At 50.2% G+C, this 14,022-nt stretch carries 15 protein-coding genes; 9 read left to right on the top strand and 6 right to left on the bottom strand.

Translation table 11 applies throughout. The features are described from left to right. Positions 1 to 10 precede the first annotated feature (10 nt). Positions 11 to 328, top strand: a complete 318-nt coding sequence (gene metJ, locus OGY18_RS01460) for a met regulon transcriptional regulator MetJ (protein ID WP_003825168.1) — start codon at positions 11 to 13, stop codon at positions 326 to 328. Positions 329 to 386: 58 nt separating this feature from the next. Here metJ and OGY18_RS01455 read toward each other — a convergent pair whose 3' ends face one another. The 3 genes from OGY18_RS01455 to rpmE all read right to left on the bottom strand — a co-directional run bounded on the left by OGY18_RS01455 (position 387) and on the right by rpmE (position 3,121). Then, positions 387 to 1,811, bottom strand: coding sequence for an MFS transporter (locus tag OGY18_RS01455; RefSeq protein WP_003825170.1), 1,425 nt, complete (start codon positions 1,809 to 1,811; stop codon positions 387 to 389). Between the two features lie 78 nt (positions 1,812 to 1,889). After that, positions 1,890 to 2,570, bottom strand: coding sequence for an oligogalacturonate-specific porin KdgM family protein (locus OGY18_RS01450; RefSeq protein WP_003825173.1), 681 nt, complete (start codon positions 2,568 to 2,570; stop codon positions 1,890 to 1,892). 338 nt (positions 2,571 to 2,908) lie between these two features. Further along, the gene (gene rpmE / locus OGY18_RS01445; protein ID WP_008787040.1) at positions 2,909 to 3,121 is read right to left on the bottom strand and encodes a 50S ribosomal protein L31; all 213 of its coding nucleotides are present in this window, start codon (positions 3,119 to 3,121) and stop codon (positions 2,909 to 2,911) included. Positions 3,122 to 3,325: 204 nt separating this feature from the next. Here rpmE and priA point away from each other — a divergent pair, with 204 nt between their 5' ends. The 7 genes from priA (at position 3,326) to rraA (ending at position 11,312) form a co-directional block, all read left to right on the top strand. After that, positions 3,326 to 5,524, top strand: a complete 2,199-nt coding sequence (priA, locus tag OGY18_RS01440) for a primosomal protein N' (protein ID WP_003825177.1) — start codon at positions 3,326 to 3,328, stop codon at positions 5,522 to 5,524. A 156-nt stretch (positions 5,525 to 5,680) separates the two neighbouring features. After that, positions 5,681 to 6,706, top strand: coding sequence for a DNA-binding transcriptional regulator CytR (gene cytR / locus OGY18_RS01435; protein ID WP_003825179.1), 1,026 nt, complete (start codon positions 5,681 to 5,683; stop codon positions 6,704 to 6,706). A 93-nt stretch (positions 6,707 to 6,799) separates the two neighbouring features. Continuing rightward, positions 6,800 to 7,774, top strand: a complete 975-nt coding sequence (gene ftsN / locus OGY18_RS01430) for a cell division protein FtsN (protein WP_072025521.1) — start codon at positions 6,800 to 6,802, stop codon at positions 7,772 to 7,774. A gap of 91 nt (positions 7,775 to 7,865) precedes the next feature. Then, entirely contained in the window at positions 7,866 to 8,396 is a 531-nt protein-coding gene (hslV, locus tag OGY18_RS01425) for an ATP-dependent protease subunit HslV (protein ID WP_003028805.1), read from the top strand. A gap of 9 nt (positions 8,397 to 8,405) precedes the next feature. Next, positions 8,406 to 9,737: an ATP-dependent protease ATPase subunit HslU gene (hslU, locus tag OGY18_RS01420; protein ID WP_003028803.1), complete on the top strand. Its 1,332-nt coding sequence runs from the start codon at positions 8,406 to 8,408 to the stop codon at positions 9,735 to 9,737. 67 nt (positions 9,738 to 9,804) lie between these two features. Further along, a complete protein-coding gene (gene menA / locus OGY18_RS01415; protein ID WP_149384907.1) occupies positions 9,805 to 10,734 on the top strand; it encodes a 1,4-dihydroxy-2-naphthoate polyprenyltransferase in 930 nt (309 codons plus the stop codon). 92 nt (positions 10,735 to 10,826) lie between these two features. After that, on the top strand, positions 10,827 to 11,312 hold the full coding sequence (gene rraA, locus OGY18_RS01410; RefSeq protein ID WP_079939327.1) for a ribonuclease E activity regulator RraA: 486 nt from the start codon (positions 10,827 to 10,829) through the stop codon (positions 11,310 to 11,312). Positions 11,313 to 11,349: 37 nt separating this feature from the next. Here the strand turns inward: rraA and OGY18_RS01405 are convergent, their stop codons facing one another. The 3 genes from OGY18_RS01405 to zapB all read right to left on the bottom strand — a co-directional run bounded on the left by OGY18_RS01405 (position 11,350) and on the right by zapB (position 12,742). Beyond that, a complete protein-coding gene (locus OGY18_RS01405) occupies positions 11,350 to 11,703 on the bottom strand; it encodes a hypothetical protein (RefSeq protein WP_286551398.1) in 354 nt (117 codons plus the stop codon). Positions 11,704 to 11,735: 32 nt separating this feature from the next. Continuing rightward, on the bottom strand, positions 11,736 to 12,404 hold the full coding sequence (locus tag OGY18_RS01400) for a hypothetical protein (protein WP_032934070.1): 669 nt from the start codon (positions 12,402 to 12,404) through the stop codon (positions 11,736 to 11,738). A gap of 92 nt (positions 12,405 to 12,496) precedes the next feature. Then, entirely contained in the window at positions 12,497 to 12,742 is a 246-nt protein-coding gene (gene zapB / locus OGY18_RS01395) for a septal ring assembly protein ZapB (protein WP_095533156.1), read from the bottom strand. A gap of 428 nt (positions 12,743 to 13,170) precedes the next feature. On the opposite strand from zapB, the gene OGY18_RS01390 reads away from it, so the two are divergent. Then, positions 13,171 to 14,016 carry an MIP/aquaporin family protein gene (locus OGY18_RS01390; protein ID WP_003825195.1) on the top strand — a complete coding sequence of 282 codons (846 nt, stop codon included), beginning with the start codon at positions 13,171 to 13,173 and terminating at the stop codon, positions 14,014 to 14,016. The last annotated feature ends 6 nt before the right edge of the window (positions 14,017 to 14,022 follow it).

The following is a 14,022-nucleotide window of genomic DNA, read 5'->3' as shown; positions in this document are numbered from 1 at the left end:
TAGGTATCTCATGGCTGAATGGAGCGGCGAATATATCAGCCCATACGCTGAGCACGGTAAGAAGAGTGAGCAAGTCAAAAAAATTACGGTTTCCATTCCTCTGAAGGTGTTAAAAATCCTTACCGATGAACGCACGCGTCGTCAGGTGAACAACCTGCGCCACGCCACCAACAGTGAACTGCTGTGTGAAGCGTTTCTGCATGCTTTTACTGGGCAACCCTTACCCAACGATGACGACCTGCGTAAAGAACGCAGTGATGAAATCCCGGAAGAAGCAAAGGTAATCATGCGTGAACTGGGTATCAACCCGGAAACGTGGGAATACTGATAGTTAGAACAGCAATGGGCGTGTAGAGGCGGGAATGCTCCCGCCTTTTCTCACTGTGTTACTTACTAATACCATTGAGTTTATTCAATGTTTCTTCCATTTTGAGCGTTTCCGTACGGTTCAATGGATAGAAATAAATCAGAATGACCGCCGCCAAAAACAGGCATAGCGCCGGCAAGAGATTCGCCATCGTATAAATATTTTCCTGCACAATGCTGGTTTGCACTGCACCACCTGTTGACGATGATTGATAGCCAATGATAGCCAACATAAAGCCACCAATCGCCCCTGCGCATGCCTGACCAACCTTGCGCGCAAAGAAGTTCACACCATAAACCGTGCCATCCTCGCGATCGCCAGTGACATACTGATGGTAGTCACAAACATCAGTCATAAACGCCCAAATCATCAGGTTGAATAACCCTGCACCCAGCGTCGCCAGGAACAAGAAAACCAGATAGACCTTTGCATCCGTAATGTGGACAAAGTACATAATCACATACATGACCACGGCAAAAAGCAACGCGCCTACGCTGGCTTCTTTTTTACCAAACCGCTTCGTGAGCCAGGATGCCGATGGCGCCAGCAAAACCAGGGAACCAAAGGTAAACAGCAACGCGACTGACATCGCCTCTTTATTGTGGAAATAGTCATTAAACAGGTAAGTCATGTTGGTACCGGACAACCCCTGATTAATTACAATCAGCAAATCCACAACCACTAAAACAATCAGCGCCTTATTGCGTGCCAGTCCCTTCAGCAACACCGAAACGGGCATGCTCTCTTTTCTCTCCACGCGCACGCGCTCCGTCGTTAAATGACAGGTCAAGGATAAAAAGATCAAGCCCAGCACTGCGCAACCAATGGAAATCCAGAAGAAGTGTTGCCCGGAAATCACCTGGCTTCCGTCCACCAGGGTGGTGTACATCAGGATCGGAATGAAAAAGCCAGTTGCCCCACCGCCAATTGCTGACCCAACGCTACGCCAGGTTGAAAGCGATACACGATCATCCGGATTCGAGCTAATCGCCGCAGACATAGCACCGTACGGAATACTCACGGTCGATAACAGCGAACCGTAAATGAAATAGGAGCAACAGATGTAGATGATTTTCGCCGTATAAGAAAAATCATTCACAAACGGCAGGAACAGGACAACCGCAATGATGCAAAATGGATACTTCATGCGACGCACCCACGGGTTGAAACGTCCATGTACCGTCAGTTTAGAGGTATCGCATAAGCGCCCTACACCAACATCAACGAACGCATCAAAGAGTTTGGTCACAAAATAGAGTGAGCCAACAATAACGCCGGAAATACCGAGGACGTTAGTGTAATAAATCATTAAAAAACTATTAACTAAGCCAAGAATAAAACAGGTTCCGAGGTCACCACATAAATAACCGATTTTATCTCTAATTCCGAAAGGCCTGACGGCAGTGGTTTCATTATTTCCGATAATAGTTCCATCATTAGACATGATGTCAACTCCTTAGACATATTATTCACACAAACTATGCTTATCGACGTAATCAGCCAATACGAAAACTATTACCGATTAGAAGTTATAACCAAGACCGACACGATAACGGGTCTGACGATCGTCTGTAGTGGTAGTGTTATAACCCGAGGAAACGTTGCCAACTTCAACAAATGGAACCCATGAGCCTAGTTTATACGCCACGCGGAAGTTATATTCATAATCATCTTTCCGGTTGTTATATAAATCTTCGCTATCGGCAATTTTATAAATACCATTTAGCTCAAACATCCAGTCATTGACGTTATAACCAAGCCAGGCTTCCGGACGATAGACCATGCGGTCATCTTTGCCGTCAGTGTTTCTGCGCATGTACTCCTGACGATAGCGGAACGCGGTCCACCAGTTGTCGTTGATGTTGTACTGCACGCGGATATAAGGCTTATAAATCGCGATATTATCGCCCGTTTCGATCGCAATGCCGGGCTGCCAGACAAGACCCTGCCATGTGAACTGGTAGCTTGCGGTATACTCGTTACCGTTACTTTCCATATTATTCCACGCATCATTTGACTGCGTGTTTTCGGAACGAGAAATGGCTTCGACTGCGACACCAAAACCCGTGGCAAAACGGTGAGACATATAAACACGATCGTAATTACGTCCATCGTCATAATATTCATGTCGGTAATCAACATAACCCGCCTGTGCGGCCGCAGAGAATAATGGAATCAGTAATAACGCAGATTTAAATTTCATGACAATCCCTCTTCACACTCAACAACGGAAATAATCCATCTCGTTTGTCCATAAAATGGGAAAACAAAAAGGCTTTTAGATTAATTTTATATTTCCACGAAAGTGTATTTTAGAAAGAAAGCAGAAACCTTTGGTATTTTGCCAGGAGCTGGTAAAAGTGGCAAAAGACAGAAGATAAAAAGGAAGCAGATCACCAGTTGCAATATTTTATCGAAAAAATAAAACACCGTTTTATTTATTAAATAAAATAGACTATTCAATACATCAATATATATTTCAGTTCTGAAGCGCAGAAACAAAAAAAGCGCCATAAGGCGCTTTTTTCTGACAGCTGAAACTTACTTGCTGCCTGGGATGCTGAAACGCTTGTTGAAGCGATCAACACGGCCACCGGTAGCAACATCACGCTGCTTGCCAGTATAGAACGGGTGGCACTGACCGCACACGTCCAGGTTCAGATCGTGACCGACGGTAGAGCGGATTTTCATGACGTTACCGCAAGAGCAGTTTGCAGTAATTTCTTCGTATTTCGGGTGAATATCTTTTTTCATGGGAAAACCTCGGTTTAAGGCCGCGTCGCTCTTCCAGCCCTAACGCCAGACACCACGCGATGTTAATAGTATAGGTCAGTGATACAAATTTGCATCAAAGGCGGCGAATCATACAGAAATTAACCTGCTCATGCAAACTGATCCGCATTCTACCCTCCACTAATGTGTATACTAACCCGCCAGATTTCAAGTCAGGATGATTCAATGCCCGTTGCGCACGTTGCCTTACCTGTTCCGCTACCTCGCACCTTTGACTACCTCCTGCCGGAAGGCTTGAGTGCCAAAGCCGGGTGTCGTGTACGCGTGCCCTTTGGCAAGCAGCAGGAGCGCGTGGGTATCGTCCTTTCCGTCAGCGAGCACAGTGAACTGCCGCGGAGCGAATTGAAAGCCGTTCTAGAAGTGCTGGACAGCGAACCGGTCTACTCGACCTCTGTCTGGCGTCTGCTGTTGTGGGCGGCTGATTATTATCATCATCCCATCGGTGACGTACTGTTTCACGCTCTGCCAATTTTACTGCGCCAGGGACGCCCGGCGACAAACGCGCCCATGTGGTACTGGTTTGCCACTGAAGAAGGCCAGGTTATTGACCTCAACAGCCTAAAGCGTTCTCCCAAGCAGCAACAGGCGCTAGCTGCGCTACGCCAGGGGAAAATCTGGCGCGACCAGGTGGCTGAACTGGAATTTAATGATGCCGCATTACAGGCACTGCGGAAAAAAGGGCTGTGCGATCTGGCGAGCGAAACACCAGGCTTTAGCGACTGGCGTACGGACTACGCGGTTTCCGGTGAGCGTCTGCGACTGAACACCGAGCAGGCCACCGCCGTCGGGGCGATTCACAGCGCCTCAGACAGTTTTAGCGCCTGGCTATTAGCGGGCGTAACGGGATCAGGCAAAACAGAAGTCTATCTCAGCGTTCTGGAAAACGTCCTTGCCCAGGGCAAGCAGGCGCTGGTGATGGTGCCGGAGATTGGCCTGACGCCGCAAACTATTGCCCGTTTTCGCGAACGTTTTAATGCGCCGGTCGAAGTCCTGCACTCCGGTTTAAACGACAGTGAACGTCTTTCAGCCTGGCTGAAAGCAAAAAATGGCGAGGCGGCGATTGTTATCGGCACGCGTTCTTCGCTGTTTACGCCGTTTAAAAATCTCGGCGTGATTGTCATCGACGAAGAGCACGACAGCTCTTATAAACAGCAGGAAGGCTGGCGCTATCATGCGCGCGACCTCGCGGTTTACCGCGCCCATAGCGAGCAAATCCCGATTATTCTCGGCTCAGCCACTCCGGCACTGGAAACGCTGTGTAACGTGCGGCAGAACAAATACCGCATGCTGCGCCTGACGCGCCGCGCCGGAAATGCGCGCCCAGCCACTCAGCACGTGCTGGATCTCAAAGGTCAGCAGGTGCAGGCCGGTCTAGCCCCTGCGCTGATCGCCCGTATGCGTCAGCACCTGCAGGCGGATAACCAGGTGATCCTGTTTTTGAACCGTCGTGGTTTTGCGCCTGCGCTGCTGTGCCACGACTGTGGTTGGATTGCCGAATGTCCGCGTTGCGATCATTACTACACGCTACATCAGGCGCAGCACCACCTGCGTTGCCACCACTGCGACAGCCAGCGCCCAATACCGCGTCAGTGCCCTTCCTGCGGTTCGACGCATATGGTTCCGGTAGGACTCGGCACCGAACAGCTTGAGCAGGCTCTGGCACCTTTTTTCCCCGGTGTGCCAATTTCACGTATAGATCGCGACACCACCAGCCGTAAAGGGTCGCTGGAGCAGCATCTGGCGGAAGTGCATCGCGGCGGCGCACGAATACTTATAGGCACGCAAATGCTGGCCAAAGGCCACCACTTCCCGGACGTCACTCTGGTGGCGCTGCTGGACGTTGACGGCGCGCTATTCTCCGCAGATTTCCGGTCAGCAGAACGCTTCGCCCAGCTCTATACGCAGGTCTCTGGCCGTGCCGGACGCGCCGGGAAGCAAGGCGAAGTGGTGCTGCAAACGCACCATCCTGAACATCCGCTGCTGCAAACCTTGCTGTATAAAGGCTATGACGCGTTTGCCGAACAGGCGCTGGCCGAGCGACAAACGCTCCAGCTTCCACCGTGGACCAGCCATGTGATCGTGCGGGCAGAAGATCATAACAACCAGCATGCACCAATGTTCTTGCAGCAACTACGGAATCTCATTCAAGCCAGCCCGTTGGCCGATGACAAACTCTGGGTGCTCGGCCCGGTTCCCGCACTGGCGCCCAAACGCGGTGGTCGTTATCGTTGGCAAATATTGTTGCAACATCCATCACGAATTCGCCTGCAACATATTGTCAGCGGCACGCTGGCACTGATCAATACGCTACCCGATGCACGCAAGGTTAAATGGGTGCTGGATGTCGATCCCATCGAGGGATAACCCCTCACGATGCGAGGCGGATCGTAAAATTAAAGATCCATCACACTTTTTATGAAAATTCTGTAACCGCTTCCATTCACTATCTGATAAAAATGTTTCAGATGAAGGTTATCCAGGGACGAGTCTGTGCCAGCAGCTCTCTGGCGAGGAGAAAGAGTGAAACCGAATAAGCAGGTTGCCGCCGCTACGATGAAAGATGTTGCTCTGAAGGCGAAAGTCTCAACGGCAACCGTATCCCGCGCATTAATGAACCCGGACAAAGTCTCGCAGTCAACCCGTAACAAGGTTGAGCAGGCAGCGCTGGAAGTGGGATATCTACCCCAATCAATGGGACGTAACGTTAAGCGTAATGAGTCGCGTACCATTCTGGTGATTGTGCCGGATATCTGCGATCCGTTTTTTAGCGAAGTGATTCGTGGCATTGAAGTAACTGCCGCAGAACAGGGATACCTGGTGCTTATTGGCGACTGCGCGCATCAGAACCAGCAGGAAAAGACGTTTCTTAACCTCATTATCACCAAGCAGATCGATGGCATGGTACTGCTCAGCTCGCGCCTGCCGTTTGATGCAAGCGTGGAAGAGCAGCGCAATTTACCGCCAATGGTCATGTCCAACGAGTTCGCGCCAGAGCTGGAACTCCCCACCGTGCACATTGATAACCTCACCGCCGCCTTTAACGCGATGAATTATCTGCTGGAACTGGGGCATAAACGCATTGGCTGTATCGCCGGCCCCGAAGATATGCCGCTGTGCCATTACCGTCTGCAAGGCTACGTTCAGGCATTACGCCGCAGCGGAATTACGGTCGATCCGCATTTTATCGCGCGCGGTGACTTTACCTATGAAGCGGGAGCCAATGCGCTGAAGCAGCTCCTTGAACTACCGCAGCCGCCTACCGCGGTCTTTTGTCACAGCGACGTCATGGCGCTGGGCGCACTCTCTTACGCCAAACGCCAGGGTCTGAAAGTCCCTGATGATTTATCCATTATTGGCTTTGATAACATTTCGCTCACGGAATTTTGTGATCCACCCCTGACAACCGTCGCACAGCCGCGTTTCGATATCGGACGTGAAGCTATGCTGTTACTGCTCGATCAATTACAAGGGCAGAGCGTCAGCAGTGGCTCACGTTTACTGGACTGCGAGCTTATTATTCGGGGTACTACCCGGGCACTGACGTAAAGTAAAGTGCTTTCGGACTCCCCTGTCTGGTCAAAGGCCCGCCGCTTAAGTAACATGGCGGGCTGACGAACGAATAAATACAGCGAAACGATAGTGGCACAACGAGATTATGTACGTCGCGGCCAACCGGCACCTTCGCGGCGCAAGAAGAGCACATCACGGAAAAAACAACGCAATACGCCTGCGGTATCGCCCGCAATGGTTGCTATTGCTGCAGCCGTACTCGTGACCTTTATCGGTGGTCTGTACTTCATTACGCATCACAAGAAAGAAGAGTCCGAAACGCTGCAAAACCAGAAAGTCACCGGTAATGGCATTCCGCCAAAACCGGAAGAGCGCTGGCGATACATCAAAGAGCTGGAGAGCCGTCAGCCTGGCGTACGTGCGCCTACCGAACCGTCTGCGGGCGGCGAGGTGCTTAATGCCGATCAGCTAACCAATGAGCAGCGTCAGCTATTGGCGCAAATGCAGGCTGATATGCGTCAACAGCCGACACAGCTCAACGAAGTACCGTGGAACGAGCAAACGGCTGAACAGCGCCAGCAAACGCTGCAGCGTCAGCGTCAGGTGCAACAGCAGCAGTGGAACAATGCCCAGCAGCAGGCTCAGCAGCCGCGTCCACGGGCAACAGAACAGCCGTATCAGCAGCAGCAAACGCGTACAGCACAAGCCGCGCCGGTACAGCAGCCGAAAGCGCAGCCAAAACCGGCGGCGCAACAGCCGTATCAGGATCTGCTGCAAACGCCAGCGCATACCACCGCTGCTCAGCCAAAACCGCAGCCGGCCGCGCCAATAACCAATGAAACGCAGCCGCCAAAACAGACGGCGGAGAAAAAAGATGAACGCCGCTGGATGGTTCAGTGCGGATCATTTAAAGGCGCTGAGCAGGCAGAAACTGTGCGTGCACAGCTGGCCTTTGAAGGCTTTAACTCCCGTATAACCACCAATAACGGCTGGAATCGTGTGGTCATTGGTCCGGTCAAAGGCAAAGAGAATGCCGACAACACCATCAGCCGCCTGAAGGTTGCTGGTCACACAAACTGCATTCGACTCTCCACTGGGGGTTGAAACCCCCAAAATCTCCCCCATCTATACTTGCATTACGCCCCGTACACTGTGCGGGGCCTGTACATTGCATTTGTAACCAAGGGGTCTGCTCGTGACAACAATAGTAAGCGTACGCCGTAACGGCCATGTGGTAATCGCCGGTGATGGTCAGGCCACACTGGGTAACACCGTAATGAAAGGCAACGTGAAGAAAGTCCGCCGTCTGTACAACGATAAAGTCATCGCGGGCTTTGCGGGCGGTACTGCGGATGCATTCACGCTGTTTGAACTGTTTGAACGCAAGCTGGAAATGCACCAGGGTCACCTGGTGAAAGCTGCCGTTGAACTGGCAAAAGACTGGCGTACCGACCGTATGCTGCGCAAACTCGAAGCGCTGCTGGCCGTCGCAGATGAAACTGCATCGCTCATCATCACCGGTAACGGCGATGTCATCCAGCCAGAAAACGATCTGATTGCTATCGGCTCCGGCGGTCCCTACGCCCAGGCTGCTGCACGCGCTCTGCTTGAAAACACCGAGCTTGGCGCACGCGAGATTGCTGAAAAAGCGTTGGATATTGCAGGGGATATCTGCATTTATACCAACCACTTCCATACCATCGAAGAATTGAACTCCAAAGCGTAAGGATCCCCCATGTCTGAAATGACCCCACGCGAAATTGTCAGCGAACTGAACAAACACATCATCGGCCAGGATAACGCGAAGCGTTCCGTGGCGATCGCCCTGCGTAACCGCTGGCGTCGTATGCAGCTCAACGAAGAGTTGCGCCATGAAGTCACGCCGAAAAACATTCTGATGATTGGCCCGACCGGCGTCGGTAAAACCGAAATCGCCCGTCGTCTGGCAAAACTGGCCAACGCGCCGTTCATCAAAGTCGAAGCAACAAAATTCACCGAAGTCGGCTATGTTGGTAAAGAAGTTGACTCCATCATCCGCGATCTGACCGATGCTGCCATTAAAATGGTCCGCGTGCAGGCAATCGAGAAAAACCGCTTCCGTGCCGAAGAGATGGCGGAAGAGCGCATTCTCGACGTGCTGATCCCACCGGCTAAAAATAACTGGGGACAGTCAGAGCAGCCGCAGGAACCTTCTGCAGCACGTCAGGCATTCCGTAAAAAACTGCGTGAAGGCCAGTTGGATGATAAAGAGATCGAAATCGATCTCGCGGCCGCACCGATGGGCGTTGAAATTATGGCGCCTCCGGGAATGGAAGAGATGACCAGCCAGCTGCAGTCCATGTTCCAGAACCTCGGCGGTCAGAAACAAAAACCGCGTAAGCTGAAAATCAAAGACGCGATGAAGCTGCTGATTGAAGAAGAAGCGGCCAAACTGGTGAACCCGGAAGAGCTGAAACAGGAAGCTATCGATGCCGTTGAACAGCACGGGATCGTGTTTATCGACGAAATCGACAAAATCTGTAAGCGCGGTGAATCCTCCGGCCCGGACGTGTCCCGTGAAGGCGTACAGCGCGACCTGCTGCCGCTGGTTGAAGGCTGTACGGTCTCCACCAAGCACGGCATGGTGAAAACAGATCACATTCTGTTTATCGCTTCTGGCGCATTCCAGGTAGCCAAACCGTCCGACCTGATCCCGGAACTGCAGGGTCGTCTGCCGATTCGTGTCGAGCTGCAGGCGCTGACCACCAGCGATTTTGAGCGTATCCTTACCGAACCGAATGCCTCCATCACCGTCCAGTACAAAGCGCTGATGGCGACTGAAGGTGTGGACATCAACTTCACTGAATCCGGTATTAAACGCATTGCCGAAGCGGCCTGGCAGGTCAACGAAACCACCGAAAACATCGGTGCACGTCGTCTGCATACCGTTCTGGAACGTCTGATGGAAGATATTTCCTATGATGCGAGCGATTTGAACGGCCAAAGCATCACAATTGATGCCGAATATGTGAGCAAACATCTGGATGCGCTGGTCGCAGATGAAGATCTGAGCCGTTTTATCCTATAATCGCGTTCAATGCATTTTCATCACTGTTGATGGGGCTGATAAAGCCCCATTTTTATTGGCGCTAAATATGACTGAACAACAACAAATTAGCCGCTCACAAGCCTGGCTGGAAAGTTTACGACCTAAGACCTTACCGCTCGCCTTCGCGGCGATCATCGTCGGTACGGCATTAGCATGGTGGCAAGGATACTTCGATCCGCTGGTTGCTCTGCTGGCATTGATTACGGCAGGACTGCTGCAAATTCTGTCCAATCTTGCTAACGACTATGGCGATGCCGTCAAAGGCAGCGACAAGCCCGACCGTATTGGACCGCTGCGCGGTATGCAAAAAGGGGTCATCACCCAACAGCAGATGAAGCGCGCGCTGATCGTCACCGTGGTGCTGATCTGTCTGTCCGGGCTGGCCCTGGTTGCTGTAGCCTGTCACACGCTGGCGGATTTTGTCGGTTTCCTGGTGCTCGGCGGCCTGTCGATTATCGCCGCGATCACCTACACCGTGGGTAATCGCCCTTACGGATATATCGGCCTGGGCGATATTTCTGTGCTGGTATTCTTCGGCTGGCTCAGCGTAATGGGAAGTTGGTATCTGCAGGCTCATACGTTGATTCCAGCGCTGATTCTGCCTGCCACCGCCTGCGGCCTGCTGGCAACCGCCGTGCTCAACGTCAACAACCTGCGCGATATCAACAGCGACAGAGAGAACGGCAAGAACACGCTGGTCGTGCGTTTAGGCGCCGTCAATGCCCGCCGCTACCATGCCTGCCTGCTGATGGGGACGCTAGTCTGTCTGGCACTGTTCAACCTGTTTTCGCTGCAAAGTCTGTGGGGATGGCTGTTTATCCTTGCCGCTCCGTTGCTAATCAAACAGGCGCGTTACGTGATGCATGAGATGGACCCAGCTGCAATGCGTCCGATGCTGGAACGCACCGTAAAAGCGGCATTGTTAACTAACCTGCTGTTTGTCGTTGGAATTTTCTTAAGTCAGTGGTCTCTTTAACTGACAAATATCAATTAACAATTGATGATTTTGCCAACAGTACACATAGCGCGATATACTAAAAATTCTCGCAGCAACTGAACGTTAAGCCTATGAAATACGATACATCCGAGCTTTGTGACATCTATCAGGAAGATGTCAACGTCGTGGAACCGCTGTTCTCTAACTTTGGAGGACGGGCGTCGTTTGGCGGACAAATCATCACGGTAAAATGTTTCGAGGACAACGGGTTGCTGTACGATCTGCTCGAACAAAATGGCCGTGGTCGTGTTCTGCTGGTCGATGGCGGCGGTTCTGTTCGTCGTGCGCTGGTCGATGCCGAACTGGCGCGCCTGGCAGTACAGAATGAATGGGAAGGTCTGGTCATCTACGGCTCAGTCCGCCAGGTAGACGATCTGGGAGAGCTGGACATCGGCATTCAGGCGATTGCCGCGATTCCGGTAGGCGCCTCAGGTGAAGGCATTGGGGAAAGCGATGTACGCGTCAACTTCGGTGGCGTGACGTTCTTCTCCGGCGACCACCTGTACGCCGATAACACCGGGATAATCCTCTCCGAAGACCCGCTCGATATCGAGTAAGCGAAAAAGGCCATCAGCAAATTTGATGGCCTTTTTTTCATTCATTTGATTCGTAATGAATGACTTTAATATCATACTTTTTATATTTTTCTTCGACAACGATACTCATCGTCTCACGACTGACAGGATAAGTTTCGATATAAGCATTTAATTTATCCTCAGCTATCTGAATGCCACTCTTTTGTATCCCGGTGAAAATTATCTCACTGCGTTGAAGATGACTACCATCATCTGCATAGCTTACAAAAAACCAGTCGTTAGATATCCTTGGAGCCTGTTTAAGAGGTTTCGGTGTTAGCAGATGATAAAATAATAAATTCTGCTGAGTGTAGATTTTTTCTGTATAGATGCTCACCATAAAATGACAATAAAATAGCGCAATAAAAAGCATAAACACAATAATAAATCCTGATCTCCTGGATTTCATATGTGAAGTTCCCGAACATAATCAGGATTAGCAATAGGTCTTATTACATCCATAAATAAAGGTAATTCACCCGAATAGGGTTCATGTCTCTTATCTTTATTGATAGGGTCAGGAAACAGTAACGGAATAACACTTTTATTCTTAAACTCACCAACTGGGCCATAGAAGTCCCAGATTCGATAAGCCTTTTCTTTCGAACATATCTGAAGGTAAGAGGTGTAATCTGCATAATTTACCGCTTGGTAAAAACCAAATAGATTTGAGACCAAATCTTCAGCACTATAACCACTATCCGTTAAATAAACATAAGGCCAAAAGTCCTGTAAGGACTCAAAGCGATGTGACGTACCTAAGAATATTGATAAAGCAATACCTTGTAAGGTTCGCTCCTGCAATCCTCGGCGCACCATAAATCTACGATATATACCAGTATTGATATTTATGCCATGAATGTTTTTGGACATACTTTGATGATAATTCACTTCATAAAACTCACTATCACCACCACGAGGCCTTGTCATTTCAAACCATAATTTTTCAGCCCCTGCCGGATTAGCATGGCCTAAATCAATCCATCCTAAATTATCTGTATAGATAAGACCATATCTAATATCTCTGGTGATAAGTCGATCCGAATCATCAATAATATCGTTTCTTTTTGTCATATCGTATTCTTTGATATTTAAAAAATACGATATCCTAATCTCTACATAGCAAAAAGGCATCCATTATGGATGCCTTTTTCAAGAAATCAGAATTAGACTTCTTCCATACGACCCAGCAGGGCATGCAGACGATCCTGCCAGCCGCTCTGCTGTTCTTTCAGGCTGTTGTTCTCACGCTCCAGTTCTTCACGCTGCTGCTGTGCAGTCTGAACTTCCTGCGACAGTGAGTTGTTCTTTTCTTTCAGCTCTTCGATTTCCATCTGCAACAGCGTGATGGTATCAATCGCCTGCTGTACTTTTGCTTCCAGTTTCTCAAACACTTCTAATGACATCGTCATACCTCTCCTGAATTGCAAGGCGTTGATGGATAAAAATCCTCGTCCCGATAACCGGCGACGCCTTAATAAAAACGAGCGCACTCTACTTAACACCGATTGTATGAAGCCGCGTCATCCCTGTCCAGCGGCATCCCGCGCAGATTGCGGTTTGCAACACTTTTAGTCTTTCTCCTGGTGACATTACTGTCATAACTCTTAAGTGTTAACAGGTTGATCAGTGAAATGATTCAGCTCACACTATTTTTGTATAACAAATACCTCACAATGGCGCGAAAACGCTCATTTTGTTGATGCAGTACACACATTTTAATTTCGATATTTCTCGTTTTTGCGCGTTAACGATAAATTAACAGTGTGCCTACCGGCTCCGGGGATGTCAGTGACCTTCTCGCACACAATAAACATTAAACTCTCTTCAGGATCCGATTATGAGTCAAACATCAACCTTAAAAGGCCAGTGCATTGCTGAATTCCTCGGTACCGGGTTGTTGATTTTCTTCGGTGTGGGCTGTGTCGCTGCACTTAAAGTGGCTGGGGCTACTTTTGGTCAGTGGGAAATCAGTATCATCTGGGGTCTGGGGGTAGCGATGGCTATCTATCTGACCGCAGGCGTTTCTGGTGCACACCTGAATCCCGCGGTAACCATCGCACTCTGGCTGTTCGCCTGTTTTGATAAACGCAAAGTTGTTCCTTTTATTATTTCGCAAATTGCCGGCGCCTTTTGCGCAGCGGCACTGGTTTACGGGCTTTATTACAATCTTTTCCTCGATTTCGAACAAACTAACCATATCGTACGCGGCAGTACCGAGAGCCTGGGTCTGGCAGGTACTTTCTCCACCTATCCGAACCCGCATATCAATTTTGTGCAGGCCTTCGCGGTTGAAATGGTCATTACCGCTATTCTAATGGGGCTGATTCTGGCTCTGACCGACGATGGTAACGGTGTACCTCGTGGTCCGCTGGCACCACTGCTGATCGGCTTGTTGATTGCCGTTATTGGTGCTTCCATGGGTCCGCTGACAGGTTTTGCGATGAACCCGGCACGTGACTTCGGACCGAAACTCTTCGCCTGGATGGCCGGATGGGGTGAGATTGCCTTCACGGGTGGTCGCGATATCCCTTACTTCCTGGTTCCGGTGTTTGGCCCGATTACCGGCGCGATTTTGGGCGCATGGGCATATCGCAAACTGATTGGTCGTCATTTACCGTGCGATGTCTGCGCGATTGAAGAAAAAGACGTTGCGGCCAACACTCAACAAAAAGCTTCGCAGTAATGTGAC

Source organism: Citrobacter sp. Cpo142, assembly GCF_030332425.1.
Lineage (GTDB): Bacteria > Pseudomonadota > Gammaproteobacteria > Enterobacterales > Enterobacteriaceae > Citrobacter > Citrobacter portucalensis.
This window is presented reverse-complemented; position numbering and strand designations above follow the sequence as displayed.